Genomic DNA, 24,965 nt, shown 5'->3' on the forward strand with positions numbered 1-24,965 from the left:
TCCTTATGCCTGCACCAGCGGGCCGGGGTTTTTCAGATACTGCTCACGGATGGCCTTGGCGGAGTGATACGCCAGCGCCGTGACCAGCCCGGTCGGGTTGTAGCCCATGTTCTGCGGGAAGGCGCAAGCGCCGTAGACGAACACGTTGGGCACATCCCAGCTTTGCAGGTATTTGTTGACCACGCTGTTCTTGGGTGTGGTCCCCATGATGGCGCCCCCGGTGAGGTGGGTCGATTGATAGACCCGCGTATCCCAGGACGACCCGGTCTTGCGTACCGCCTTGACGACCTTCTCCGGATTCATGGCCTGGCCGACCTTCTCCATCTCGCCGGCGATGTAGGTCAGCATCTTGCCTTCGTTCTCCTTCCAGTTCAGGGTCATGCGCAAGAGCGGCTGGCCATTGGCATCCTTGTAGGTCGGATCCAGCGACAGATAGCAATCGCGATACGCCATCACCGAACCGGACATGCCGATGGTGAGCGTGCGCTGGTAGGCATCCTGCACGCTGGCCTTCCATTCCGAACCCCAGTTGGGGACCTTCTCGCCCGGCATGGTGCCGGCCTGCTTGATGGGACGGCCGCCATAGCGCACGTGACGAATCGAGGCACCGCCGATGAAGCCCAGCGGGCCGTGATCGAACTGGTCGGCGTTGAGGTCGTCCATGCCCACGCCACCTGCACCGGTGCCGATGAACGGATTGAACTGCGTGCCCTTGGGCATGACCACGTTGATGCCGCCGTTGTACTGGTAGGCGAAATTCTTGCCGACCACGCCTTCGCCGGAGACCGGGTCATAGGGCTTGCCGATGCCCGAGAGCAGCAGCAGGCGGACGTTGTGGGTCTGGAAGGCGGTCAGCAGGACCAGGTCGGCGGGCTGCTCGACTTCGCGGCCCTGGGCATCGATGTAGGTGACGCCGGTGGCGCGCTTGCCGGAGGCATCCAGGTTGACCTTGATGACCTGGGCCTTGGTACGTACCTCGAAGTTCTTGCGCTTCAACAGTACCGGCAGGATGGTGGTCTGCGGCGATGCCTTGGAATACATGTAGCAGCCGTAGTTTTCGCAGAAGCCGCAGTAGTTGCAGGGGCCGATGCGCACGCCATACGGATTGGTGAAGGGCTGCGAGGCATTGGCCGCGGGGGCCGGATAAGGGTGGTAGCCGACGTCGCGCATGGCCTTCTCGACCAGCGAAGCGCTGTACTGGTACTGCAGCGGCGGGGTCGGAAATTCATCGCTGCGCTCGCCTTCCAGCGGATTGCCGCCGGCCACGATCTGGCCCTTGAGATTGCCGGCCTTGCCGGAAACCGCCATGACCTTTTCCGAGAAATCGTAAAACGGCTCCAGCTCCTTGTAGGTCACGCCATGGTCCTGGATGGTCATGTCCTCGGGGATGAATTTCTTGCCGTATTTCTGCTCGTGGTGCGTGCGCATTTCCAGCTCTTCGGGCAGGTTGCGGTACATCATGCCGTTCCAGTGGAAACCCGCACCGCCCACGCCATCGCCCAGCAGGAAGGAACCATGCTGGCGGTACGGCACGGCCACATCCGAGAGCGTATGACGAATCGTGACGGTCTCGCGCGAGAGATCCTGAAACAGCGCGCCGCGCACGGAGTATTTCAGTTCATCGACAGCCTTCGGATAAGGCGTGTCGGTGTTGGTGTCACGCATGTCGCCGCGTTCCAGCGCCAGCACGTTCAGGCCGGCTTCGGTGAGCTCCATGCCCATGATGGAGCCGGTCCAGCCCAGGCCCACCATCACTACATCCACTTTGTCTTTTTTGATAGCCATGATCAGCCCTTCTCTCCCAGAATCGACACGGGGCCGTATGGATATTTGACGTTGTATTGATCGACCCAGTCGGCGTAATCGGCGCGTGCACCGGGGAAGCCGACCATCTTCCAGCCGCCCATCTTCTGGTTGCCGCCGTACATCGGGTCGGCAAAATAACCTTCCTTGGTATTGCCCAGCATGAAGCTGAAGAAGGTCTTGGCGGGCACGGTATCGAAAGCGATCTTGCCGCCTTCCATCATCTTGAGCACCTCCAGCTGCTTGGCCTTGTCGAGTTCGGCGAAGACCTTGCCGTGGTTCTTGCTGCACCAGTCATTGCAGGCAGCGATGCCCTGGCGGTAGATGTCGCGCGGCACCAGCGAGAGCTGGTAGCCGAGTTCCGGCACGCTGTCCGGGTGGAAGGGACCTTGCATGTACCAGAGCTTGCCGGCGCCGTAGGGGGTTTCCATCTGGCGGTCGATGAACTCGGGCACGCCGGTTTCGAGCGCACCGGCACCGTACTGGTCGGAGGGGATGAGGTGATCGACGGCGGCGTTGAGGAAGGCCCATTCGGGCGCAGTGAAGTAGGTCGGCGTGTAGGCGCGGGGCTTGCCGGGTTCGCTGCTGTCGGCCATTGCCGGCTGGCTGACTGCAACGGTGGTGGCTCCGCCTAGCGTGGTCGCGGCTGGGACGATGGCCAACACCTGGCGCAGGAAGCGCCGCCTGGGCTCTTTATCTTGTGGCATGAGTATCCTTTGGACGTGGGATTTGACGAGGGCAATGCAGGATGCTGGCGCGAGCGGCGCGGCAAGGATGAACGCTCCCCTGCGTACCGGACGGACGCACTCTCTTCTTGTTATGGTGAGACTGCCTGTGCAGCGGCTCCGGGCACCGCTGCACAGGTGGATGAATCAGTTCGGCAGGGCATCGGCCCTGCCCTGCTTCAGGACTTCAGGCCAGCACTTCGCCGAAGAAGGCCTGCAATGCGACCGCGGCGCGTTCTGCCGTCTGGCGGTGGTAGAAGAAGCCGGGATGGTTGGCATCCGGATCGGTGAAGGAGTGGCCGGCCAAGCCATAGTTGACCAGTTGCCAGTCAACCTTGAGCGCGCTCATTTCGTCGATGAAGCCATTGACCTGATCGCGCGGCACCGACGGGTCCTGCACGCCGTGCAGCACCAGGACCGCTCCCTTGACCTTGCTCTCGCCCGGGGCCGGGGTATCGAGCGCACCGTGCAGCGACACCGTGCCGCGCACGTCCGCACCATCACGCGCCAGTTCCAGCGCAGCGGTGCCGCCGAAGCAGAAACCGCTGGCGCCCAGCTTGCCGGCATCGAGCTTGACGAAGGTCTGCTCGCGCAAGACCTTCAGCACGCCGTGCATGCGCTTGCGCAGTTCGGCGCGATCCTTCTTCAGCGGGAGGATGGCGGCCAGAGCTTCGTCCGGATTGGTCGGACGCAGGCTCTTGCCGAACACGTCGGCCACCAGGATGGCATGGCCGGCACCGATGGTGGTGGCTGCGATTTCCAGCGCCTGCTGGCGCAGGCCGAAATAGTTGGGGATGGTCAGCACGCCCGACACCGGCGGCTGTGCCTTGTTGTAGAGCAGGACGCTTTCGTAATCGATGCCATCGGCGCTATGGGCGATGGTCTCGATGCCGAGGTCGGTGACGGGGATGCCGAGCTTCTCGGCGATGGCGGCGGTGTTCCAGGAAGTGGACATGGATGGTGGCTCCTTTGGTTGGCAAACGCCGCCCGGCGTGGAGACCGGGCGGCGTTCAGGAAACTTTTGTTTGGCGCGAAGATGAACCACAGGGGCAATTGCTGCTGCATGGCCGTGCTGTTTCCAGCTCAGCCATGCCCTTGCCTTGACCGTGTTCGGGCAGCAATGTTCGCACAAACAATGCATTTCTGCAGAAGGTCAGACCAGTGAAGCACGAACAAATGCGAGGCCGGTCCCTACAACATCCATACAAGCAGCGTGGTGATCAGCGACAACTTGACTTTTACTTGCGAGCAATGGATTCTTGCCCGACCCCATCGGCAGACCTCTTCCATACAACGACCAATACAAGAGCTTCCATGAACGATCATCCTGACTTGCCTGAATCTCCCCTTCCCTCGCCTTCCGTTCCGGCGGCGCCCGGCAATTTCGCGACCGCCCTGCGTGACTCGGCCGACCACAGTGCACCGCAGGCCTTTACCTTCAGCGGACGCGGCTCCGAATATTTCCGCATCTGGATCGTCAACCTGCTGCTGTCGATCGTTACGCTGGGCATCTATTCGGCCTGGGCCAAAGTGCGTCGGCTGCGCTACTTCTACGACAACACCTCGGTGGCCGGGGCCAGCTTCGACTATCACGGCAACCCCGTCGCCATCCTCAAGGGACGCATCCTCGCCGTCGTGCTGATCGTCGCGTACCAGATCGCCGGCTACATCAACCTCCTGCTGGGCCTGATTGCCGCGCTGGCCTTGATGCTGGCCAGTCCCTGGCTGATCTGGCGCAGCCTGCAGTTCAAGCTCTACAACACCAGCTATCGCGGCATCCGCTTCGGTTTTCGCGGCAGCTTCGGCGGCGCATTCAAGAATTTCCTGCTGTGGCCCATGCTCTCGGGTATCAGCCTGGGCCTGTTGATGCCGATGGCGGCGCAGCGCTTCAAGCGCTTCCAGCACAATGAAGCGCGCTTCGGTGCCACCCACTTTTCCTTCCACGGTTCGGTCGGCGCCTTCTATCTGGCCTTCGCGGCCGGTATCGGCGGCTGGATCGCCGGCTCGGTGCTCATCGTGGTCGGCTTTGGCGGCGTGGCACTGTTCCAGTCGGTGCAGTCGGGTGCGGGCTCGATCGCCGCGTTCGGGCTGATGTTGTTCGCCCTGTATGCCTGGTCTTTCCTGATCATTCCGCTGTGGATCACGCTGCTGCAGAACCTGGTGTGGAACAATACGCGCCTGGGCGAGCATCGCTTCGAAAGCCGCATGCGCTGGGGCCGCACCGCCATCATCCTGCTCACCAACGTGCTCGGCATCGCCTTCACGCTGGGTCTGTTCACCCCCTTCGCGCAGATCCGCATGATGCGCTACCGCATCGAGTCGGTCACGCTGCTGCCGGCGGGCAGCCTGGATGACTTCATCGCTTCCAGCGAATCACCCGGCTCGGCCACCGGCGAAGGCCTGGGCGACCTGCTCGACTTCGACCTGTCGATGTAAGCCATGACCGTCTCCGCTTCCTACTACGACGGCAAGACGTCAAAGCGCCACCAGGTGACGCTGGCCGTCAGCGATGGCATGGCCCAGGTGCGCGGCGAGGTGGAGCGGGACTGTCCGATCACCCAATTGCGCGTCTCCGAGCGCCTGAACCGGGCAGCACGCAAGGTCAGCTTCCCCGATGGTGCCTATCTGGAGATCATCGACGGTGCTGCCTTCAGCGCCCTGCTGCACGACACCGGCCACCGCGATTCACTGGTGGTCCGGCTGCAGCAAAGCTGGCGGCATGCGCTGGCGGCCTGCGTGGCGCTGGTCGCGGTGGTGGTACTGAGCTACCTGTACCTGCTGCCGCTGGCCGCGCAGGGCATCACGGCCATCCTGCCGGTGGCGGTGGATCGCCAGGTCGGTCAAGGTACGCTGGACTTTCTCGACCAGCACGTGCTGGCACCCAGCCAGCTCGACGCCCAGCGGGCCAAGGGCATCACGTCGCGCTTTCGTGCCCTGACCGCGCCGATGGCGGATGCGCCCGACTACCAGATCGTGTTCCGCAAGAGCCGCATCGGTCCCAACGCCTTCGCCCTGCCCTCGGGCCAGATCGTGGTCACCGATGAGATCGTGCAGCTGCTTGATGATGATGACGCCCTCATGGGGGTGCTGGCCCATGAACTGGGCCATGTGCACCGGCGCCACCTGATGCGGCGGCTGATCCAGAGTTCGGCCATCGCGGCCACGGCCACCTTGCTGTTCGGCGATGTCTCGGCGGTCCTGGCCAACATCCCGACGGTCTTGCTGGATCTGAAGTATTCGCGCGATATCGAACGCGAGGCCGATGATTACGCCATCGCCATGTTCAAGGCCAATGGCCTGCCGCGCCAGAAACTGGCGCTGGTGTTCGAGAAACTGGAAGACATGGGCAAGAGCAAGGACAGTCCGGCAGCACGTTACCTGTCCAGCCATCCGGCCAATGAGGAACGCATCGCGCACATCCTCGGTGCCCGCTGAGCGCAAGTACTGCCTGCAATAAAAAACCCGGTGCGCAGGCGCGCACCGGGCTTCCGCCATCAAACTGTCGCACGTCTGATGTCCCGGCTAACCCGGGCTCTCGTTTCCTTCCACCAGTGCCTTGAGCGAATCCAGCACCAGTCCGTTGCTGCGGATCCAGTCCTGGCCACTGCGCTCGCTGATCACATCATCCTGGTCCGGCGAGGACAGATCGATGATCTCGCTCTCCAGCGATTCGATCGAGAGCGCCGTCGTAAACGCCTTGACGACCGGCTTGGTCAGGTCCTTGTGATTCTGGCGAATCACCAGCGCTGTGCGGCCTGAACGCAGCTTGACGATGGATCCGATGGGATAGATGCCCAGCGTCTTGACGAAGGTCAGGAAGATGGGGCGATCGAAGTGGCCGCTCCAGCTGGCCATGCGTGCCAGCGACTCAGCCGGGTCCCAGGCGGATTTGTAGGTGCGGTCGGAGGTGATGGCGTCATACACGTCACACACCGCCGCCATGCGCGAATACAGATCGATCTGGTTGCCCTGCTGACGCCCCGGATAGCCGGTGCCATCGATCTTTTCGTGATGATGCAGGCAGACGTCGAGCACATAATCCGGCACCCCCGCGAAGCCGCTCAGGTATTCATAGCCCAGCGTAGGATGGCGCTGGATGATGCGGAATTCCTGATCGGTCAGCTTGCCGGGCTTGTTGAGCACGTCGAGCGGAATGAAGGCCTTGCCCACATCGTGCAGGTAACCGGCCAGTCCGGCTTCCTTGCAGGCCGTATTGTCCATGCCCAGGGTGCGTGCCAGTGCCACCATCATGGTGCAGACGGCAATGGAATGCAGGTAGGTGTATTCGTCGGCGCGCTTCAAGCGGATGATGCTGAGCAGTGCATTCGAATTGCGCGTGACCGAGGCGGCGATTTCTTCCACCAGGTCCTGGCATTGCGCGACATCCAGGGTCTTGCCCAGGCGCGCCTGCCGGAACATCTGCTGCGTCGATACCTTGGCGCTCTCGTAGAGCCGCAGGGCTTCGCTGAGTTCGTTGCGATACTCGTCCTCTGGCGTGAGCGGCACCGGCTTCACACGCGGTTCTGCAGCCACGTCCATTGCTTCGACGGCGCTACCCGGAATGACATCCCGGCCCAGCGCGACGTCGATCCAGCAGAACTCAAAGCCGGCGCTGCGGGCGCGGCTGATGTCTGCGGCCTGCTCGATCAGGAACTTGCTGCGCCAGAACGGATTGTCGATCCAGGGGCCATCGAAACCGGAAAAATACATGCCCACGGCCAAGTCGTCGACGCTGATCTTTTTGAGTTGTGTCATCTGAGCCTGAGTGAAGTTGCTTCGCCGCGACATCGCCCCGGCTTGTGGCCCGACTGTATTACATCTTGAGCGGATTGATTAGCGGAAAATTCCTGATGACACTCGTTAGAGAAACGATGCAATCTCCAAAACGTACAGTGTTGTCCGTGCAGACAAAGAAAAACCCGGGGCGCTGGCGCGGCCCGGGGCGGCAGGTGAGGCAGGCGTGACGAGTCAATGACTCGCGATGTCAGTGACGCTGCTCTTCCTGCGACATGCTCGACAAGCCCGAATACAGGCTGCAGCAATGCGGCGCACCGCGGTGCGAACCGGTGTCGAGTTCACTGGAGTCATTGAGAAAATCAACCAGCTTGCGATAGAGTTGTGCGAAGTAGTGCATGACTTACCCCCTTTCACTATTGACTGATGGCAGGCTCCCGAAGGTTTTCTGCCAGTGCCGGTCTGTCCATGGTGTCGACTCATACGGCCGGCACGAACCGTATAAATTGTTTATATCATTTATTCTAGGTGCATGCAGGCCGCGCGTCTATCAGGATTTATCTGACATGGCTGTGGTTGTTGCGCGTAATCATCACTTCAGTCAACCCTACACGCAGCCTGCCTGCACCTTCAGCCATGTCCGGAAAGCCGCCATGGCGGCGGTTTGCGGGCGTGACTTCAAGCGCGTGAGCCAGTAGGCACCGAGCACGATGCGCTGTTCGAAGGGGCAGACCAGCCGCCCCTGTCGCAATTCGCGCTCGAACATCATCACCGGCAACAGCGCCACGCCGGCCTCTTGCGCAGCCGCTTCAGCCAGCGCCAGCGAGGAGTCGAATACGAAGCCGCGCAAGGGCGGGCAAGGCGCAGCGGCGGCCGCAAACCAGCGGCGCCACTCGTCACTGCGATAGGACCGCAGCAGCGTCTCGGCCGCCAGGTCGGAGGGCGTGCGCAAGCGCGCGGCAATCTCCGGTGCGCACATGGGTGCCAGTGGCGCTTCGAACAGACGTTCAGCCTCGGTGCCATGCCATGCGCCATCGCCAAAACGAATCGCATAATCGAGCCCCTCACCGGCCAGGTCGACACGGTTGTTGTTGGTGAGCAGGCGCAGGTCGACGAAGGGATGCTGCTGCTGGAATTCGCGCAGGCGCGGCATGAGCCAACCCACGGCGAACGTTCCGACCACCCCGACGGTGAGCACCTCGCGGCGCCGGCCATCTTCGAACTGGGCCAGCACATCGGCGATGCGCCCGAAGGATTGCGCCACCACCGGCAGCAGCGCCAGCCCTTCGTCGGTGAGGGCCAGGCCGCGTGGCAGGCGACGGAACAGGGTCACGCCCAGCCGCTGCTCCAGATTCTTGACCTGCATGCTGACGGCGGTCTGGGTCACGCTCAATTCCTCGGCGGCGCGCGTGAAGGAGAGATGGCGGGCCGAGACTTCGAAGGCGCGCAAGGCATTGAGGGGCAGGTACATGAACACTCCAGGCATCAGTTTTTCTTGGGCTTGCGTCCAATTATCGTGAATTGTGAGCACCGCGACTACTGCCTATGATGCAGCCCTGTTGCCATCATTCATCGAGGAGTATCCATGTCTGGACGACGTCATTTTCTGTCCGTCGCCGCGCTGGCCGGTGCCGGCCTGATCAGCCGCAGCTGGGCGGCCAGCCTGCAAGGCGCAAGTAAAACTGTGGACTCATCCGCACTGACCGCCACGCTGTCGCGGCTGGAAGCCGATATCGGCGGGCGTCTGGGCGTGTCGCTGGTCGATACCGCCGGCGGCCGCCACTGGGGCTATCGTGCCGATGAGCGCTTCCCCATGTGCAGTACCTTCAAGTTCCTCGCGGCGGCCGCCGTGCTGCGTCGCGTGGACGAGGGCAAGGAGCAGCTGGCGCGCCGTATCGTCTATCGCCAGCAGGACCTGGTGCCCTACTCGCCCACCACCGGCAAGCACACCGGCGGGGATGGCCTGTCGCTGGCACAGCTGTGCGAGGCCGCCATCACTCTTTCGGACAACACCGCCGCCAATCTCATGCTGGAGAGCATGGACGGTCCCGCCGGCATGACGCGCTTCGTGCGGTCGCTGGGCGATGACCTGACCCGGCTGGATCGCAATGAGCCCACGCTCAACGAAGCCGTTCCCGGCGACCCGCGCGACACCACCACTCCGGCCGCGATGACGGCCGACCTGCGCCAGCTGGTGCTGGGCAATGCGCTGACGCCGGCCTCGCGCCAGCAGCTTGCGCAATGGCTGGTGGCCAACCAGACTGGCGACAAGCGCGTGCGCGCCGGCCTGCCCAAGGGCTGGAAGGTCGGCGACAAGACCGGGACGGGACGGCTGGGCACGGCCAACGATGTGGGCGTGGTGTGGACAGAGAAAGGCGCAGCGCTGCTGTTTGCGGTCTATCTCACCGAAAATGCGGCCACCGATGCCCGGCGTGATGCGGTGCATGCAGAAGTGGGCCGCCTGATCGGTCAGCTCATGACGTAAAAAGTTGCTGCTGTTCAGCTGGCGAAACTGAACGAAACTGCACCGATCCCCTCCAGCGCACCCTCGATCTGCCGCCCTGCGCGTGCAAGCTGCAGCCCGGTGCAGGAGCCGGTCGTGATGACCTGGCCCTGGCGCCATGGCTGGCCACGGCGCGCGCAATGCAGCGCCAGCCAGCCCAGCATGGGCCACAGGTCAGCCGGGTTGCCGCCGGTGGTGCGGGTGATCTCCTGGCCATCGATGTGCAGACTGGCCGCGATCTGGCGCAACGAAAGCGTGGCCGGCAGCGGCTGGGCGGCACCGATGATCAGGGCACCGTGGCTTTGCAGGTCGGCCATGCCGGCCCAGGGGTTGGTACAGGGCGGATGTCCGAGGCGCGTCTCCACCACTTCGATGGCCGGCAGGATGGCGTCAAAGACCGTGCGCAACTCGGCCTCATCCGGCACCTGATCGCCGGGATGGTAATCACGCCCGACCCGCAAGGCCAACTCCACTTCCAGACCGCGCATGCGCCATTGCGGCCCGCGCAATGGCGCCCCCGAGGCCAGTACGCCGGAGGCCGGCAGCGGCGCACAAGCTGGCAGGCTGCCATCCCCCTTGCTCCCGACCTTCCAGCCCCCGATCGGCCCCAGGCGTTGCAGTTGAGCGTCCTGCACGGCGTAGGCGATATCGGCATCGCCGACGGCCAGGCGGCGCCAGTCCAGGGCCAGACCACTGTGGCGGGCGTCGAGCAGGAGTTGGGTGGCGGCGTCGATATGCATGCGGGAATTCTCCGAAACAGAAAAGAAGGCAGCGCGCATTGTACTGGCTGCCAAGGCGCTCGCCCACAGAAAGCGCGGCCGTGAACTAGCCGCCACCAGCGCACTCCGATCTGAATGCCGATAATGGCAGACAGCGCTTGACTTGGAGCGCACTCCGATCTGAATGCCGATAATGGCAGACAGCGCTTGACTTGGAGCGCACTCCAACTTCTAGACTGGCTGCCATGACGACTTCCCTGACCATTGCCCAAGCGGCCGACGCCACCGGCCTGTCGGTGCATACCCTGCGTTACTACGAACGCATCGGCCTGCTCGATCCGGTGGAACGGCGCGACAACCGCCATCGCCGCTACACCCAGGAAGACCTGAACTGGATCGATTTCCTGAAGAAGCTCAAGGCGACAGGTCTGCCGGTGCGCGCCATGCTGCGCTACGCCGAGCTGCGCCGCGAGGGCAATACCCTGGAAAGCGTCAGAGAACGCAAAGCCATGCTGCAGGCGCATACGCTTTGCGTCCAATACACCCTGGCCGAGCTGCAGGAGAACCTGGCCGTCCTGCAGCGCAAGCTGGTCCTGTACGACGAACTGGAGCAAAACGCCCGTGCTGAACCTGCCCGCGCACTCCCCAACAGCAAAGCCGACGCTCCTCCCCCCGAAAGGATGGCACCATGACCGAACCCCTCACCTCTCACCTGCAACCGGAATCCCACGTGGGTACCCGCCGCCTGGGCAGCAACGGCCCGCTGGTCTCGGCCATCGGCCTGGGCTGCATGGGCATGAGCGATTTTTATGCGCAGCGCGACGACGCCGAATCGCTGGCCACCATCGACCGCGCCCTGGAGCTGGGCATCAACCTGCTCGACACGGCCGACATGTACGGCCCCTACACCAATGAAGAACTGATCGGCCGCGCCCTCCAGGGCCGGCGCGACAAGTTCTTCATCGCCACCAAATTCGGCATCCGGCGCGATCCGGCCAATCCCTCCGCGCGCGGCGTCGACGGCAGCCCGGCCTATATCAGGCAGGCGGTGGAAGGCAGTCTCAAGCGCCTGGGCATCGAAACCATCGATCTCTACTACCAGCACCGCATGGATCCGAACACCCCCATCGAGGCCACCATGGGCGTGCTGGCCGACCTGGTGCAGGCCGGCAAGATCCGCTACATCGGCTTGTCCGAAGCTTCGTCGGCCACACTCGAGCGCGCGCACCGGGTGCATCCGGTGACGGCGCTGCAAAGCGAATATTCCTTGTGGACGCGCGATCCGGAAACCGAGGTGCTGGCCACCTGCCGCGCACTGGGCATCGGCTTCGTGGCCTACAGCCCGCTGGGACGGGGCTTCCTGACGGGCGCGCTGCAACGCTTCGAGGATCTGGCCGAGGATGATTTCCGCCGCACCAATCCGCGCTTCCAAGGCGAGAATTTCGCCCGCAACCTGCGGCTGGTGGAGCAAGTGAAGGAAATGGCAGCCCGGCATGGCTGCACGCCGAGCCAGCTGGCCCTGGCCTGGGTGATGGCCCAGGACCCGCACATCGTGCCGATCCCCGGCACCAAACGCCGACGCTATCTGGAAGAGAACGCGGGCGCGTTCTCGGTGAAGCTTTCTGCGCAGGACCTGATGGCGCTGGAGGCCGTCTTCCCGCGCGGGGCAGCCGCCGGGGAGCGCTATACCGAGGCCAGCATGAAGATGCTCAACCTCTGACCAGCGCCTTTCTCAAGGCAGGTCAGTCGTTGCTGCTGGCTGCCGGATGCTGGGCCAGCGGCACGAAGGTATTGGTCGCCGTATCGTGCGCCAGGATGGACCCGCTCTCGATGTCGTAGACCCAGCCATGCAGCCCCAGCCGGCCCTGTGCCAGCGCCACGGCCACCGAGGGATGGGTGCGGATGTTGTTCAGTTGCGCAATCACGTTCTCGCGCACCATGCCGTCGATGCGGTCCTTTTCGGTTTCGTGGTGGCGCGACTCGTTGATCATCCGGGCGGCATCGGTGTGATGCAGCCAGTTGCGCACGGCCGGCATGTGGTCCAGGCAGGCGCAGGTAGCCACGGCCGTCATGGCGCCGCAATCGGAGTGGCCGCAGATGACGATGTCCGACACCTTCAGCTGGGCCACCGCGTATTCCACCGTGGCGCTCACGCCGCCCGGCTCCGGACCGAAGGACGGCACGATGTTGCCGGCATTGCGGATGACGAACAGGTCGCCCGGTTCGCGCTGGGTCACCAGCTCGGGCACCATGCGACTGTCGGAACAGGAAATGAACAGGGTGGTGGGCGTCTGGCCGTTGGCCAGGCTCTTGAACAGTTCTTTGCGGGAAGGGAAGACATCCTGCTGGAAACGCAGGAAGCCATTGATGATGTCGCGCATGTGGGGAATAGCCTTGATTCTTGATGAAGATGGACGCCAAGCGTCCGCGTGAGGCGGATGATATCACCCGCCATCATGCGGGCCCGCACGGACCGTGATCAGCATGATCAGGGATCTGCTTTTCCATTAAATTTCATCAAGAAATAGCGATTTTTCTACATCTTTTCCTCTTGTCTGCTGATAAAATTGCCGCCTCGAAACTTGCCCACACGCAATGTGCGACACTTTCGAGCGCATCAACATGAATCGAAGGGCAGTCGGGCTGCCCTTGTCGACATCAACAATTCGGGGAAAAGACTATGTTTAGCAGGTATGTCACGACCGTGGCGGTAGTTGCCATGGTGACGGCGCTGGGGGGGTGCGCCACGGAGAATTCACGCAGTCTGCCGGTGGCCCAGGTGGCCAGCGCGCAACAGGCCTACCAGGGAGCGCGCAGCCCGATCGCCGTCGGCAAGTTCGACAACCGTTCCAGCTATCTGCGCGGCATCTTCTCGGATGGCGTGGACCGTCTGGGCGGCCAGGCCAAGACCATCCTGATCACCCATCTGCAGCAGAGCAACCGCTTCTCCGTGATGGACCGTGACAACATGGGCGAGCTGGCGCAGGAAGCCAAGCTGAACAAACAGACGCAAGCCCTCAAGGGGGCCAACTATGTGGTCACCGGTGACGTCACCGAGTTCGGCCGCAAGGAAACCGGCGACCGCCAGCTGTTCGGCATCCTTGGCCGAGGCAAGTCGCAGGTGGCCTATGCCAAGGTCGCGCTGAACATCGTGGACGTGAACACCTCGCAGGTGGTGTACTCGGCGCAAGGCGCAGGCGAATACAGCCTGGACAACCGCGAGATCGTCGGATTCGGCGGCACCGCCAGCTACGACTCCACGCTCAATGGCAAGGTGCTTGACCTGGCCATCCGCGAAGCGGTGCAGAACCTGGTGACCGGTATCGATTCCGGCGCATGGAAGCCCTGAGCCCCTCCCACGAACGCAAGAGACCGACCATGATGAACAAGAAACTCGCTGCCGGGTTCGCCCTCGGCCTGGCGCTGGCCCTCTCCGGCTGCGCCAATCACCAGCAGAAATCCCTCTATGGCTGGGGCAATTACCAGGACCAGCTGTACGAACACTTCAAGACCGAAGGCAACGGCAATGCCGCCGAAATCGCCGCGCTTGAAGAGAACCTGCAGAAGATGCGCGCCAACAACGACGCCGTGCCCCCCGGCTACCACGCCCACCTGGGCATGCTGTACGCCGCCATCGGCAAGGAAGACCAGCTGATCCAGGAGCTGCAGACCGAGAAGACGCTGTTCCCGGAATCGGCGCCTTACATGGACTTCCTGATGCGCAACTACAAGAAGGGATTGAGCAAATGATGCTGAACAAATTCAAGGCGCTTGGCGCCCTACTGCTGGCATTGCTGGCTTCGGGCTGCGCCACCAAGCAAAAGCCGTATGACTATGCCGAGTTCAAGGCGGCGCGTCCGGCCTCGATCCTGGTATTGCCGCCGATGAACAGTTCTTCCGAAGTCATCGCCCCCTACGGCATGCTGGCGCAGGCCACCCAGCCGCTGGCCGAATCGGGCTACTACGTGATCCCGGTCTCGCTGGCCAGCGAGACCTTCAAGCAGAACGGCCTGGCCAACGCGGCCGACATTCACGAGGTGCCGGTCAAGAAGCTGCGCGAGATCTTCGGTGCCGACGCCGGGCTCTACATCAACATCACCGACTATGGCACCTCCTACAAGGTGGTGCAGAGCGATACGGTGGTGTCGGCTGAGGCCAAACTGGTCGACCTGCGTTCCGGCAAGACCCTGTGGCAGGGTTCGGCCAGCGCTTCCAGTGCGGAAGGTCGTCAGAACCAGAACAATGGTCTGCTGGGTGTACTGCTCTCGGCCGTGGTCAACCAGATCATCAGCACCACCACCGACGCCAGCTACAAGATGGCCAGCGTGACCAGCAACCGCCTGCTGCGTGCCGGTGGCAACAACGGCCTGCTGTATGGCCCGCGTTCGCCGCAATACCAGAAGGACTGAGCAGGCCCCTGCTCGCAATGCTTGCGTCGCAAGCTCTGCTGAACAGCACAACGCCGCTGCGGATCCTCACCGCAGCGGCGTTTTTTCATCTGCACACAGGGCAGTCAAGACCCGGCCAACTGATATTTGCGGATCTTGTCGTAGAGCGTCTTCTTCGGAATGCCCAGCCGCTCGGCCGCCTGCGCCACGCTGCCCTCGCTGTCCTTGAGCGCGGCGGCGATCAGCCCGGCCTCGAACTGCTCCACCTGCTCCGGCAACGATAGCGCCGGCGATGGCAGTACACCAGCGGTAGCCATCTGCTCCACACCCAACACCCAGCGGTCGGCGAAATTGCGCAGCTCGCGCACATTGCCCGGCCAGTCGCGCTGCTGCCACTGCTGCATCTGCGCCGCCGTCCACGACGGCACCTCGCGCCGGTAGCGCACCGCTGCGGCCTGGCAGAAATGCGCCAGCAGGAGCGGGATGTCGCTGCTGCGCTGGTTCAGCGCCGGCAGGTCGATGGAAACCACACCGATACGGTAATACAGGTCTTCGCGGAACTGCCCCTCGGCCGACAGCTTGAGCAGATCGGCCTTGCTGGCCGCTACCACCCGGCAGTCGATGGCCACCGATTCATTGCCTCCCAGCCGCTCCAGACGGCGTTCCTGCAGCACGCGCAACAGCTTGACCTGCAGGGCCAGCGGCATGCTTTCGATTTCATCCAGGAACAGCGTGCCGCCGTTGGCATATTCCAGCTTGCCGATGCGGCGCTTCTGGGCACCGGTAAAGGCCCCCGCTTCATGGCCGAAGATCTCGCTCTCGAACACCGTCTCCGGCAAGGCCCCACAGTTCAGGGCCACGAACGGCCCCTTGCGGCCACTGGCAGCGTGCAGCTGGCGCGCCACCACTTCCTTGCCGCTGCCGGTCTGGCCATTGATGAGCACATCCACGTCGGCCGGCCCCAGGCTGCGGATCAGCGTGCGCACCCGCTCGATGGCCGGTGACTGGCCCACCAGCGGCGGCAGTTCGGGATCATGTGCCCAGGCTTCGCGCAGGCGACGGTTCTCCAGCACCAGGCTGCGCTTCTCCTGGGCGCGCAGGGCGATCTCCAGCAGGCTGTCCGAGCCGAACGGTTTTTCCACGAAGTCATAGGCCCCGGCGCGCATCGCCTCGACCGCCATGCTGACATCGCCATGGCCGGTGACCACGATCACCGGCAAATCCGGATCGATGTGCATGACATGGGCCAGCACCTGCAAACCCGACCAGCCCGGCAGGCGCACGTCGGTCACCAGCACGCCGGGGAAATCCCGGGTCAGCAGCGGCAGGGCCTCTTCGGCACTGGCGCAGGCGGTCACCGTAAAACCTTCCAGCTCCAGGGCCTGGGCCGTGGCGCGGCGCACCGCCTGTTCATCTTCGATCAGCAAGGCGCTGGGGGCAGCGGCGGGGTTATCCATCAGATTCATTCTCCGTCTTCAACAGCGGCAGGCGCACCACGAATTCAGCGCCGCCCTGTTCATGATTATGTGCGCTCAACTGGCCGTTCATGGCCTGGACGATGGACGAGGAAATCGCCAGCCCCAGTCCCAACCCCTTGCTCGACGACTTGGTCGTGAAGAAAGGCTCGAACAGGTGCGGCACTACCTCATCAGCGATGCCGGCACCGGAATCGCGGATCCGCAGCACGGCCTGCTGGCGCTCTGCGTCGACCTCCAGGATCACGCAGACGCACTTGCGGGGTGCTTCTTCCACCGCATCGAGCGCATTGCGCAAGAGATTGACGATGACCTGCTCGGTGCGCACGGCGTCGCCGGTCACATGCACAGCCAGCGGCATGGCGATGTGCGTCTCGACCTCTTGCTTCTCGAAGTCGCTGGACAGCAGCCGTAGCGATGCCTCCACCGCGTGGCGCAAGTCGACGGCCGCCACGGCTTGCCCGCTCTTGCGTGCAAACCCCTTCAGTTGGCCGATGATCTTGCCCATGCTGGCACTGGCGTGGCTGATGTGTTCCAGGTTCTCGGCCACCTGCGCGTTCTGGCCGCGTGCCAGAAACTTCACCGAGTTGTCGGCGAAGGCGCGGATGGCGGCCAGCGGCTGGTTCAGTTCATGCGTCATCCCGGCGGCCATCTGGCCCAGCATGGCCAGTTTGCCAGCCTGCACCAGTTCATCTTGGGTGGTGCGCAACAGGCTCTCGGTCTGCTGCAGCTTGGCGTACTTGGCGGCGATGGCCTGGTTGGCCGCAGTCAGTTCCTGGGTGCGCTGGGCGATCTTCTGGTCCAGTTCCTCGGCGGCGCGGCGCAGGGCGTTGCGCGAGGCCAGCCGCTCCTGCAGGCGGCGCCGGTGCTGGTACCAGGCCAGCAGCGAGATGGCCAGCGCCACCATGAAGAGCGCGGCCGCCATGGCCGAGAGCATGGCCGAACGCTGCATGCGCGCCTGCGAGGGAAACAGCATCAACTGCCATCCCAGCCGCCCCACCGGCCGCGATACATGCGTACCGAAGCCGCGCTGCAAGGTCGGCGGCAAGGTCGAGACCGGCGTGATGGGCAGGTCCGCATACTGATGGGTTCCCTCCAGCTCACGCTGCACCGGCGCGCTCAGGGCTTGCAGGCTGTGGTACTTCCATTCGGGCCGGTTGCTGAGGAACACCACGCCGCCGGCATCGGTGAGCGTGATCGGATCGCTGCTGCTGCGCCAGGTATGTTCGAACTCGGCCAGGTCCACCTTGACCACCATCACCCCGATGGGCAGGTCACCCTCGGCCTGGTCCTGTCGGCGATAGATGGGCTGGGCGATGAAATAGCCCGGCTCGCTGGAGATGTTGCCGATGCCGTAGAAGCGCCCCGCCCTGCCCTGGATGGCCTCGCGAAAGTAGGGACGAAAACCGAAGTCGCGGCCGACGTAACTGAATTCTTCATCCCAGTTGCTGGAAGCCAGCGTCACCCCATCGCGGTTAAGCATGAAGATATTGACCGCGCGCGACTGCTGCTGGATGGTCTTGAACGCGCGATTGAGCCGATCCACCGACAGCGCATCCTCGGGATGCTGCAAGACCTGCCGCACATCGGACTGGAAGCCCAGGGCAAAGGGCAAAGCTTCATATTTCTGCAGGATCGATTCCAGGTCCAGCGCGGCGATCTGCAATTGCGCGGCGGCCTGATTCTGCTGATCGCTCGCGGCGCGCCCCAGCGCGATGCGATAGGTCAGCCCGCAGACCAGCAAGGTGGCCGCCAGGAAGAGGGTCAGGATCAGCAGGTTTCGTCGCGCGCGCATGAAGGATAGGGTCAAAAGCAGCGCGGCGCCCCGCAGGGCGCCGCGTTGGAGGCGTCATGATAGCGCGCCGCGCGCCACCGCAGGCAGCCGCGCGCGGGCCAGCACCGATCAGGCTGGCTTGTGCAGCTTGCCGGAAGCGGCATCGGCCTCGCCGTGCTCATCGTCCGGGTTCATGGCGACATCACCCTTGAGGTGGCCGTCACGTTGCGGGTCCGGCATGCGCAGGCTGATGATCAGCGCCACCAGGCACAGTGCGCTCACGTACCAGTAGAAGGCCGATTCCACGCCCGCCGACTTCAGCGACAGCGCCACAAATTCAGCCGAACCACCGAAGATGGCGTTACCGACCGCATACGACAGGCCCACGCCCAGCGCACGCACTTCAGGCGGGAACATCTCGGCCTTGATCAGGCCGCTGATGGAGGTGTAGAAGCTGACGATGGTCAGGGCCAGGATGGCCAGGGCCATGGCCACGCCGGGGCTGGAAACGTCCTTGAGGAAGTGCAGGATCGGGAAGGTGCCGACCATGCCGAAGAAGGCGAAGCACAGCATGGAGTTGCGGCGGCCGATCTTGTCGGAGATGGCACCGAAGATCGGTTGCAGGATCATGTAGACGAACAGCGCGCCGGTCATGACGCCGTTGGCGACCTTGGGGTCCATGCCGGCGGTGTTGACCAGGTACTTCTGCATGTAGGTGGTGAAGGTGTAGAACATCAGCGAGCCGCCGGCGGTGAAGCCCACCACGTTCAGGAAGGCGCGCTTGTGCTGCAGCAAGCCCTTGAGGGTACCGGCTTCCTTCTTCTTGCGGGCACCGGCCGAGGAGGTCTCGGCCAGCGAGCTGCGCAGGTACATCGCCACCAGCGCACCGACCGCGCCCAGCACGAAGGGAATGCGCCAGCCCCAGGCCATCAGCTCGGCCTTGGTCAGCCACTGCTGCATGGCGAACAGCACCAGCACGGCCAGCAACTGGCCGCCGATCAGGGTCACGTACTGGAAGGAGGCGAAGAAGCCACGGCGGCCATTGGGCGCCACTTCACTCATGTAGGTGGCCGAGGTGCCATATTCACCGCCCACCGACAGGCCCTGGAACAGGCGCGCCAGCAACAGCAGCGCCGGAGCCCAGGCGCCGATGGTGGCGTAGGTCGGCAGCACGGCCACGGCCAGCGAGCCGCCGCACATCATCAGCACCGAGATCAGCATGGAGGTCTTGCGGCCGTGCTTGTCGGCAATGCGGCCAAACAGCCAGCCGCCGATGGGACGCATCAGGAAACCGGCAGCAAACACGCCCGCCGTGTTCAGCAACTGGCTGGTGGGGTCGCCCTTGGGGAAGAAGGCCGGCGCGAAGTAGATCGCACAGAAGGAATAAACGTAGAAGTCGAACCACTCCACCAGATTGCCGGAGGAGGCGCCAAGGATGGCGAAGATGCGCTTGCGGTATTCGGTGGCGCTCAAGGGCGTGCTGGTGGTGCTGGGCGCGCTGCTTTGCGGGGTGACACTCATGGAGATCTCCTGTTATGGCCACAGGCCCGTCCGATGGACGCGACGTGCGGCGGGTCATCTTGCTTTGATTGAACCGGAACAAGGCATAACGCAGAGGCCAGCGGGACCAGGCGCGTGAAGACGATGCAAGAGCGCATCAGGTGTCTGTCTCCGTGTTTGCTTTTTTGTTTTGATGTTCATATTGCAGGCTTCGTGCCAGCACGAAAAGCTGGGCAATCAGATCGCAAGCCATTGATTGCAAACGGTTTTATAAAGATCAGCCAAAAAGAACCCGCCAAGCCGGTGCGGATTCCCGGAATGCTGCTGCGCGGCATGTCCGGGAATCCAGCCAGGCGCGCAATGAAAAACGGCGCATGTCTTTCGACATGCGCCGTTTTCAAGGTCTTGCGGTCTTTACGGTCTTGCGATCCGACCGAGGCTGCGATCAGCGTTCGGACAAGGCATCCATGACGCACAGGGCCGTCATGTTGATGATGCGGCGCACGGTCGCCGACGGGGTCAGGATATGCACCGGCTTGGCGCAACCCAGCAGGATCGGGCCAATGGCCACACCGTTGCCCGATGCAGTCTTGAGCAGGTTGTAGGCGATGTTGGCGGCATCGATGTTGGGCATGACCAGCAGGTTGGCGTCACCCTTCAGCGGCGAATCCGGAATCACCGCATTCAAGAGCTTGGAATCGAGCGCGGTATCGCCGTGCATTTCGCCATCGACTTCCAGGTCCGGCGCGATTTCGCGCAGGATGGCCAAGGCTTCGCGCATCTTGCGGGCCGATTCGCTGTTGCTGGAACCGAAGTTCGAATGCGACAGCAGTGCAGCACGCGGATGCAGGCCGAAACGACGCATTTCTTCAGCGGCCAGCATGGTGATCTCGGCCAGCTCGCGGGCGTTGGGGTTTTCGTTGACGTGGGTGTCCACCATCACCAGCTGGCGATTGGGCAGGATCACCGCATTCATCGCGGCATAAACGTTCACGCCTTCACGCTTGCCCAGCACCTGGTCGATGTAGTGCAGGTGCAGCTGGGTGGTGCCGTAGGTGCCGCAGATCATGCCGTCGGCATCGCCCTTGTGGATGGCCATGGAGCCGATCAGGGTATGGCGGCGGCGCATTTCCAGCTTGGCGTACTGCTCGGTGACACCCTTGCGGCGCGACATCTCCAGGAAGCTCTGCCAGTAATCGCGGTAGCGGTTGTCGAAGTTGGGGTTGATGACCTCGAAGTCGGTGCCGGCACGCAGGCGCAGGCCGAACTTCTTGATGCGCTGTTCCAGCACTTCCGGACGGCCCACCAGGATGGGCTTGGCCAGGTTTTCATCGACGATCACCTGGACGGCACGCAGCACGCGCTCTTCTTCACCTTCGGCGTAGACGATGCGCTTCTTGGCCTCGGCAGCCTTCTTGGCGACCTGGAAGATCGGGCGCATGAAGGTACCGCTGTGGTAGACGAACTGTTCCAGCTTCTCGATGTAGGCATCCATGTCCTGGATCGGACGGGCGGCCACGCCGGAGCTTTCGGCAGCACGCGCCACGGCCGGCGCGATCTTGATCATCAGGCGCGGGTCGAAGGGCTTGGGAATGATGTATTCCGGGCCGAAGGACAGGTTGGCGATGCCATAGGTCGAGGCCACGATATCGGACTGCTCGGCCTGGGCCAGCTCGGCGATGGCGTGGACGGTTGCGATCTCCATCTCGCGGGTAATGGTGGTGGCACCCGAATCGAGCGCGCCGCGGAAGATGTAGGGGAAGCACAGCACGTTGTTGACCTGGTTCGGATAATCCGAACGGCCGGTGGCGATGATGGCGTCGTCACGCACGGCCATCACTTCTTCCGGCAGGATTTCCGGGGTCGGGTTGGCCAGGGCCAGCACCAGCGGACGGGCCGCCATCTGCTTGACCATCTCGGGCTTCAACACGCCGGCAGCGGACAGGCCCAGGAAGATGTCGGCATCCGGGATCACTTCGGCCAGGGTGCGGGCGTCGGTTTCGCGGGCGAAACGTTCCTTGTCCGGGTCCATCAGTTCCTTGCGGCCCTTGTAGACCACGCCGGCCAGGTCGGTGACGAAGATGTTTTCGATCGGGAAGCCCAAATCGACGATCAGGTCCAGGCAGGCCAGCGCCGCTGCGCCCGCGCCGGAGACCACCAGCTTGACGTTCTTGATGTCCTTGTTGACGACTTTCAGGCCGTTCAGGATGGCCGCGCCGACGATGATGGCGGTACCGTGCTGGTCATCGTGGAAGACCGGGATCTTCATCTTCTCGCGCAGCTTGCGCTCGATGTAGAAGCATTCCGGCGCCTTGATGTCTTCCAGGTTGATGCCGCCGAAGGTCGGCTCCAGGGCCGCGATGACGTCGATCAGCTTGTCCGGGTCGGTTTCATTGATTTCGATGTCGAAGACGTCGATGCCGGCGAACTTCTTGAACAGCACGCCCTTGCCTTCCATCACCGGCTTGGAAGCCAACGCACCGATGTTGCCCAGGCCCAGCACGGCGGTACCGTTGGTGATCACGGCCACCAGGTTGCCACGGGCGGTGTAGCGGAAGGCGTTGAGCGGGTCGGCGACGATTTCTTCGCAGGCCGCCGCCACGCCCGGAGAATACGCGAGGGAGAGATCACGCTGGTTGGTCAGCAGCTTGGTGGGCGTGACCGCGATCTTGCCCGGGGTCGGAAACTCATGGTAATCCAGCGCTGCCTGACGAAGTTGCTGACGCACTTCTTCTTTCTTACTGATCATCGAATCCATACTCTGTATTCTCTAGTTGACTTGCGAAGGGGGTCGATTCTAGCAGAGGTCGGCCTTCAATCATAGGCCGCCGGGCTCATGCTGCTCCGCGCAAAGCCTTTTCCGGACTGGCTTTGCGGCCTGTCACCCCAAACCCGTGATGACCGCGAACATGGCCTTTCCGGAGCCAGATGACGACCAGTTGTCGCCTGATGTGCGCAGTTGCGCGCAGCTTGATTTCCCGTACGAGAGGCTGACACCGCCCTTGACTATCCGGTATTGGGGAAAACCCCTATCCCTTCACTCGCCTCACTTGCGTCCTGCCGTAACGCCACATCAAGGCAATTTGCGCTGCATCGCAACATGCGTCGTCGCCGGGATATTGTGCGCCTGAAGCCGTGACGGATTGGTTACAATCGCGCCATGCTTTCCGAATTCGAACTCATCGCGCGCTATTTCAGCCGCCCGCCCGCTCCTGACAGCCGCACGGCCTTGGGTGTGGGTGACGACTGCGCGCTGATGACACCGGCCCCGGGGATGCAGCTGGCCATTTCCAGCGACATGCTGGTGGCAGGCCGCCACTTCTTCCCGGATGCCGATCCCCTGCTGCTGGGCCACAAGTGCCTGGCCGTCAATCTCTCCGACCTGGCCGCCATGGGCGCGCAGCCGATCGCCTTCACGCTGGCCCTGGCCTTGCCGGAAGCCCGCGCTGACTGGCTGGCACCGTTCTCGCAAGGCATGCTGGCGCTGGCCGATGCCCATGGCTGCGAGCTCATCGGCGGCGACACCACCAAGGGCCCGCTGACCATCAGCATCACGGTCTTCGGTGAAGTGCCACCGTTACAGGCGCTGCGCCGCGATGCTGCCCGTGCGGGCGATGACATCTGGGTCTCCGGCACGCTGGGCGATGCCCGTCTGGCACTGGCCGGCTACCGCCAGGAATTCGACATCAACAGCGAAGCGCTGCAGCTGGCTGCCCCGCGCATGCATGCGCCTACCCCGCGCGTGGCGCTGGGTCTGGCCCTGCGCGGCATAGCCCATGCCGCCATCGACATCTCCGATGGCCTGGCGGGCGACCTCGGCCACATCCTCGATCGTTCACATGTGGGGGCGACGCTGGACGTGGACGCCCTGCCGCCCGGCCCGGCCTTGCAGCAGCGCGACCTGCACCTGCGCCGCCGCTTTACCTTGTCCGGTGGCGACGATTACGAACTTTGCTTCACTGCCCCGGCGCGCCAGCGCGAGGCGGTCCTGAAGGCGGCCCAGTCCGCCGGCACCACCGTCACCCGCATCGGCCAGATCGATGCGCAGGCCGGTCTGCGGCTGCTGGATGCCGCTGGTGAACCGCTGCAGGACACACCGGATTCCTTCGATCATTTCCGTTCATGAACCCAGCTTCTTCGCCCTTCCCGCCGCCGCCTTCGGCCTCTCCCCGCAAACGCAAGCCGACCCCGCACTTCATGCTGGCGCATCCGGCCCACTGGATCGCCCAGGGCTTCGGCAGCGGCCTCTCGCCCATCATGCCGGGCACGGCCGGAACGCTCTTCGCATGGCTGTCCTACGTGGTGCTGTCGACACGCTGGCCGCACGTCTTCACGGCGGCCAACTGGCTGGCGATCATTGCGGCCGGGTTCATCATCGGCATCTGGGCCTGCCATCGTACCGGGCAGGCGCTCAATTCGCCCGATGACGGCAGCATGGTGTGGGATGAGATCATCGCCTTCTGGCTGGTGCTGGTGCTGGTGATGCCGGCCAGCCTGAAGACGCAGTTCGCGGCTTTTGTGGTGTTCCGCTTCTTCGACATGGTCAAGCCGCCCCCGATCGCCTGGTTCGACCGGCGCTTCAAGGGCGGTTTCGGCGTGATGTGGGATGACATCGTGGCGGCCTTCTACACCTTGCTGGTGTTCGCGTTTTGGCGCACTTATTGGTAACGGGAAGTGAACAATCGGAGCTTGTCCGATACAACATTTCCTGACATCGGAGTATGCTAGTTCACGCACGTCGTTGATCAACCGACCGCAGCGCGCCCGCCACCCTGGGCAGACTGCGGCACAGCCGAGGATGACACTCATGGACAGCACCCTGGACCTGGCCACCCGCGTCGGCCACACCCTCAAAGCCAAAGGCCTGCTCCTGGCCACTGCAGAATCCTGTACCGGTGGCGGCATCGCCCACGCCATCACTGAAATCGCCGGATCCTCGGAATGGTTCGATTGCGGTTTCGTGACCTATTCGAATGCTTCCAAGAACGAATTGCTGGATATTTCCGAAGCCCTGATCGCCCAGCATGGCGCAGTCAGCGAGGAAATCGCCGGTGCCATGGCCGAAGGGGCAGTGGCCAACAGCAGCTCGGACGTGGCCGTCTCCACCACCGGCATCGCCGGCCCCGGCGGTGCGGTACCGGGCAAGCCGGTTGGCACGGTCTGCTTCGGCTGGCGCGTGGGCGACAAGACCTATACCGAACGCCTGGTCTTCAAGGGCGACCGCCAGCAGGTACGGGCCCAGACCGTGGAACATTCGCTCAAGGGCTTGCTGAAGCTTCTGGCAGACTGAAGCGGCACGCATGAAGAAAAAGGCGGCGCTCCCATGGAGTCGCCGCCTTTTTCT

General features: G+C 63.4%; 23 protein-coding genes. 11 read left to right on the top strand and 12 right to left on the bottom strand.

The features are described from left to right. Positions 1-3 precede the first annotated feature (3 nt). The 3 genes from JOD78_RS18480 to JOD78_RS18490 form a co-directional block, all read right to left on the bottom strand. Positions 4-1,785, bottom strand: a complete 1,782-nt coding sequence (locus JOD78_RS18480; RefSeq protein WP_121045165.1) for a GMC family oxidoreductase — start codon at positions 1,783-1,785, stop codon at positions 4-6. Between the two features lie 2 nt (positions 1,786-1,787). Continuing rightward, the gene (locus tag JOD78_RS18485; protein WP_134137445.1) at positions 1,788-2,510 is read right to left on the bottom strand and encodes a gluconate 2-dehydrogenase subunit 3 family protein; all 723 of its coding nucleotides are present in this window, start codon (positions 2,508-2,510) and stop codon (positions 1,788-1,790) included. A gap of 205 nt (positions 2,511-2,715) precedes the next feature. Beyond that, entirely contained in the window at positions 2,716-3,483 is a 768-nt protein-coding gene (locus JOD78_RS18490; RefSeq protein WP_121045169.1) for a dienelactone hydrolase family protein, read from the bottom strand. Between the two features lie 359 nt (positions 3,484-3,842). Between JOD78_RS18490 and JOD78_RS18495 the strand changes: the two genes are divergently transcribed. Next, a complete protein-coding gene (locus tag JOD78_RS18495; protein WP_134137446.1) occupies positions 3,843-4,964 on the top strand; it encodes a YjgN family protein in 1,122 nt (373 codons plus the stop codon). A gap of 3 nt (positions 4,965-4,967) precedes the next feature. After that, on the top strand, positions 4,968-5,963 hold the full coding sequence (locus JOD78_RS18500) for a M48 family metallopeptidase (RefSeq protein ID WP_209567306.1): 996 nt from the start codon (positions 4,968-4,970) through the stop codon (positions 5,961-5,963). 87 nt (positions 5,964-6,050) lie between these two features. Here JOD78_RS18500 and JOD78_RS18505 read toward each other — a convergent pair whose 3' ends face one another. The 3 genes from JOD78_RS18505 to JOD78_RS18515 all read right to left on the bottom strand — a co-directional run bounded on the left by JOD78_RS18505 (position 6,051) and on the right by JOD78_RS18515 (position 8,733). Next, entirely contained in the window at positions 6,051-7,283 is a 1,233-nt protein-coding gene (locus JOD78_RS18505; RefSeq protein WP_204725805.1) for an HD-GYP domain-containing protein, read from the bottom strand. Positions 7,284-7,512: 229 nt separating this feature from the next. After that, entirely contained in the window at positions 7,513-7,662 is a 150-nt protein-coding gene (locus JOD78_RS18510; RefSeq protein WP_166675078.1) for a hypothetical protein, read from the bottom strand. A gap of 207 nt (positions 7,663-7,869) precedes the next feature. Continuing rightward, positions 7,870-8,733 carry a LysR family transcriptional regulator gene (locus tag JOD78_RS18515; protein ID WP_134137450.1) on the bottom strand — a complete coding sequence of 288 codons (864 nt, stop codon included), beginning with the start codon at positions 8,731-8,733 and terminating at the stop codon, positions 7,870-7,872. A 114-nt stretch (positions 8,734-8,847) separates the two neighbouring features. Here JOD78_RS18515 and bla point away from each other — a divergent pair, with 114 nt between their 5' ends. Further along, positions 8,848-9,747 (top strand): class A beta-lactamase, encoded by a 900-nt coding sequence (gene bla, locus JOD78_RS18520; RefSeq protein WP_134137451.1) that lies wholly within the window; start codon positions 8,848-8,850, stop codon positions 9,745-9,747. 14 nt (positions 9,748-9,761) lie between these two features. On the opposite strand, the gene JOD78_RS18525 is transcribed toward bla, so the two are convergent. Beyond that, positions 9,762-10,505 (bottom strand): fumarylacetoacetate hydrolase family protein, encoded by a 744-nt coding sequence (locus JOD78_RS18525; protein WP_134137452.1) that lies wholly within the window; start codon positions 10,503-10,505, stop codon positions 9,762-9,764. Between the two features lie 224 nt (positions 10,506-10,729). On the opposite strand from JOD78_RS18525, the gene JOD78_RS18530 reads away from it, so the two are divergent. Both JOD78_RS18530 and JOD78_RS18535 read left to right on the top strand, forming a co-directional pair. Next, the gene (locus JOD78_RS18530; protein ID WP_209567308.1) at positions 10,730-11,176 is read left to right on the top strand and encodes a MerR family transcriptional regulator; all 447 of its coding nucleotides are present in this window, start codon (positions 10,730-10,732) and stop codon (positions 11,174-11,176) included. Continuing rightward, the gene (locus JOD78_RS18535; protein ID WP_121045185.1) at positions 11,173-12,204 is read left to right on the top strand and encodes an aldo/keto reductase; all 1,032 of its coding nucleotides are present in this window, start codon (positions 11,173-11,175) and stop codon (positions 12,202-12,204) included. Before JOD78_RS18530 ends, JOD78_RS18535 begins: the two co-directional genes overlap by 4 nt. A 22-nt stretch (positions 12,205-12,226) precedes the next feature. Here the strand turns inward: JOD78_RS18535 and JOD78_RS18540 are convergent, their stop codons facing one another. Next, a complete protein-coding gene (locus JOD78_RS18540; RefSeq protein WP_034338314.1) occupies positions 12,227-12,865 on the bottom strand; it encodes a carbonic anhydrase in 639 nt (212 codons plus the stop codon). A 299-nt stretch (positions 12,866-13,164) separates the two neighbouring features. On the opposite strand from JOD78_RS18540, the gene JOD78_RS18545 reads away from it, so the two are divergent. From JOD78_RS18545 to JOD78_RS18555, 3 genes are read left to right on the top strand one after another with little or no spacing between them, the layout of a single operon-like run. Further along, entirely contained in the window at positions 13,165-13,833 is a 669-nt protein-coding gene (locus JOD78_RS18545; RefSeq protein WP_204725811.1) for a CsgG/HfaB family protein, read from the top strand. 29 nt (positions 13,834-13,862) lie between these two features. Further along, on the top strand, positions 13,863-14,234 hold the full coding sequence (locus tag JOD78_RS18550) for a DUF4810 domain-containing protein (RefSeq protein WP_121045189.1): 372 nt from the start codon (positions 13,863-13,865) through the stop codon (positions 14,232-14,234). Then, the gene (locus JOD78_RS18555; RefSeq protein WP_121045191.1) at positions 14,231-14,893 is read left to right on the top strand and encodes a DUF799 domain-containing protein; all 663 of its coding nucleotides are present in this window, start codon (positions 14,231-14,233) and stop codon (positions 14,891-14,893) included. Before JOD78_RS18550 ends, JOD78_RS18555 begins: the two co-directional genes overlap by 4 nt. 104 nt (positions 14,894-14,997) lie before the next feature. On the opposite strand, the gene JOD78_RS18560 is transcribed toward JOD78_RS18555, so the two are convergent. The 4 genes from JOD78_RS18560 to JOD78_RS18575 form a co-directional block, all read right to left on the bottom strand. Next, positions 14,998-16,329 (bottom strand): sigma-54 dependent transcriptional regulator, encoded by a 1,332-nt coding sequence (locus JOD78_RS18560; RefSeq protein ID WP_121045193.1) that lies wholly within the window; start codon positions 16,327-16,329, stop codon positions 14,998-15,000. After that, a complete protein-coding gene (locus JOD78_RS18565) occupies positions 16,322-18,142 on the bottom strand; it encodes an ATP-binding protein (protein ID WP_121045195.1) in 1,821 nt (606 codons plus the stop codon). The genes JOD78_RS18560 and JOD78_RS18565 overlap by 8 nt, the downstream gene beginning before the upstream one ends. A gap of 108 nt (positions 18,143-18,250) precedes the next feature. Continuing rightward, positions 18,251-19,642: an MFS family transporter gene (locus tag JOD78_RS18570; protein WP_121045197.1), complete on the bottom strand. Its 1,392-nt coding sequence runs from the start codon at positions 19,640-19,642 to the stop codon at positions 18,251-18,253. Between the two features lie 424 nt (positions 19,643-20,066). Then, complete coding sequence (locus JOD78_RS18575; RefSeq protein WP_134137456.1) at positions 20,067-22,379, bottom strand: NADP-dependent malic enzyme; 2,313 nt, start codon at positions 22,377-22,379, stop codon at positions 20,067-20,069. 402 nt (positions 22,380-22,781) lie between these two features. Between JOD78_RS18575 and thiL the strand changes: the two genes are divergently transcribed. From thiL to JOD78_RS18590, 3 genes are all read left to right on the top strand, one after another. Next, positions 22,782-23,747 (top strand): thiamine-phosphate kinase, encoded by a 966-nt coding sequence (gene thiL / locus JOD78_RS18580; RefSeq protein WP_134137457.1) that lies wholly within the window; start codon positions 22,782-22,784, stop codon positions 23,745-23,747. Beyond that, positions 23,744-24,289, top strand: coding sequence for a phosphatidylglycerophosphatase A (locus tag JOD78_RS18585; protein WP_134137458.1), 546 nt, complete (start codon positions 23,744-23,746; stop codon positions 24,287-24,289). The genes thiL and JOD78_RS18585 overlap by 4 nt, the downstream gene beginning before the upstream one ends. Before the next feature lie 139 nt (positions 24,290-24,428). Next, on the top strand, positions 24,429-24,911 hold the full coding sequence (locus JOD78_RS18590) for a CinA family protein (protein ID WP_088754874.1): 483 nt from the start codon (positions 24,429-24,431) through the stop codon (positions 24,909-24,911). Positions 24,912-24,965 lie beyond the last annotated feature (54 nt).

The organism is Herbaspirillum sp. 1130, from assembly GCF_017833835.1.
Taxonomy (GTDB): Bacteria; Pseudomonadota; Gammaproteobacteria; order Burkholderiales; family Burkholderiaceae_D; genus Herbaspirillum; species Herbaspirillum huttiense.

Bases quoted from the DNA above. Each gene is read 5' to 3' on its own strand.
- JOD78_RS18485 (WP_134137445.1), bottom strand. From the start codon at position 2,510: ATGCCACAAGATAAAGAGCCCAGGCGGCGCTTCCTGCGCCAGGTGTTG.
- JOD78_RS18565 (WP_121045195.1), bottom strand. From the start codon at position 18,142: ATGCGCGCGCGACGAAACCTGCTGATCCTGACCCTCTTCCTGGCGGCC.
- JOD78_RS18540 (WP_034338314.1), bottom strand. From the start codon at position 12,865: ATGCGCGACATCATCAATGGCTTCCTGCGTTTCCAGCAGGATGTCTTC.
- JOD78_RS18575 (WP_134137456.1), bottom strand. From the start codon at position 22,379: ATGGATTCGATGATCAGTAAGAAAGAAGAAGTGCGTCAGCAACTTCGT.
- JOD78_RS18515 (WP_134137450.1), bottom strand. From the start codon at position 8,733: ATGTACCTGCCCCTCAATGCCTTGCGCGCCTTCGAAGTCTCGGCCCGC.
- JOD78_RS18555 (WP_121045191.1), top strand. From the start codon at position 14,231: ATGATGCTGAACAAATTCAAGGCGCTTGGCGCCCTACTGCTGGCATTG.
- JOD78_RS18570 (WP_121045197.1), bottom strand. From the start codon at position 19,642: ATGAGTGTCACCCCGCAAAGCAGCGCGCCCAGCACCACCAGCACGCCC.
- JOD78_RS18490 (WP_121045169.1), bottom strand. From the start codon at position 3,483: ATGTCCACTTCCTGGAACACCGCCGCCATCGCCGAGAAGCTCGGCATC.
- JOD78_RS18505 (WP_204725805.1), bottom strand. From the start codon at position 7,283: ATGACACAACTCAAAAAGATCAGCGTCGACGACTTGGCCGTGGGCATG.
- JOD78_RS18530 (WP_209567308.1), top strand. From the start codon at position 10,730: ATGACGACTTCCCTGACCATTGCCCAAGCGGCCGACGCCACCGGCCTG.
- JOD78_RS18500 (WP_209567306.1), top strand. From the start codon at position 4,968: ATGACCGTCTCCGCTTCCTACTACGACGGCAAGACGTCAAAGCGCCAC.
- JOD78_RS18525 (WP_134137452.1), bottom strand. From the start codon at position 10,505: ATGCATATCGACGCCGCCACCCAACTCCTGCTCGACGCCCGCCACAGT.
- JOD78_RS18535 (WP_121045185.1), top strand. From the start codon at position 11,173: ATGACCGAACCCCTCACCTCTCACCTGCAACCGGAATCCCACGTGGGT.
- JOD78_RS18480 (WP_121045165.1), bottom strand. From the start codon at position 1,785: ATGGCTATCAAAAAAGACAAAGTGGATGTAGTGATGGTGGGCCTGGGC.
- JOD78_RS18560 (WP_121045193.1), bottom strand. From the start codon at position 16,329: ATGGATAACCCCGCCGCTGCCCCCAGCGCCTTGCTGATCGAAGATGAA.
- JOD78_RS18590 (WP_088754874.1), top strand. From the start codon at position 24,429: ATGGACAGCACCCTGGACCTGGCCACCCGCGTCGGCCACACCCTCAAA.
- JOD78_RS18545 (WP_204725811.1), top strand. From the start codon at position 13,165: ATGTTTAGCAGGTATGTCACGACCGTGGCGGTAGTTGCCATGGTGACG.
- JOD78_RS18550 (WP_121045189.1), top strand. From the start codon at position 13,863: ATGATGAACAAGAAACTCGCTGCCGGGTTCGCCCTCGGCCTGGCGCTG.
- JOD78_RS18495 (WP_134137446.1), top strand. From the start codon at position 3,843: ATGAACGATCATCCTGACTTGCCTGAATCTCCCCTTCCCTCGCCTTCC.
- JOD78_RS18585 (WP_134137458.1), top strand. From the start codon at position 23,744: ATGAACCCAGCTTCTTCGCCCTTCCCGCCGCCGCCTTCGGCCTCTCCC.
- bla (WP_134137451.1), top strand. From the start codon at position 8,848: ATGTCTGGACGACGTCATTTTCTGTCCGTCGCCGCGCTGGCCGGTGCC.
- thiL (WP_134137457.1), top strand. From the start codon at position 22,782: ATGCTTTCCGAATTCGAACTCATCGCGCGCTATTTCAGCCGCCCGCCC.
- JOD78_RS18510 (WP_166675078.1), bottom strand. From the start codon at position 7,662: ATGCACTACTTCGCACAACTCTATCGCAAGCTGGTTGATTTTCTCAAT.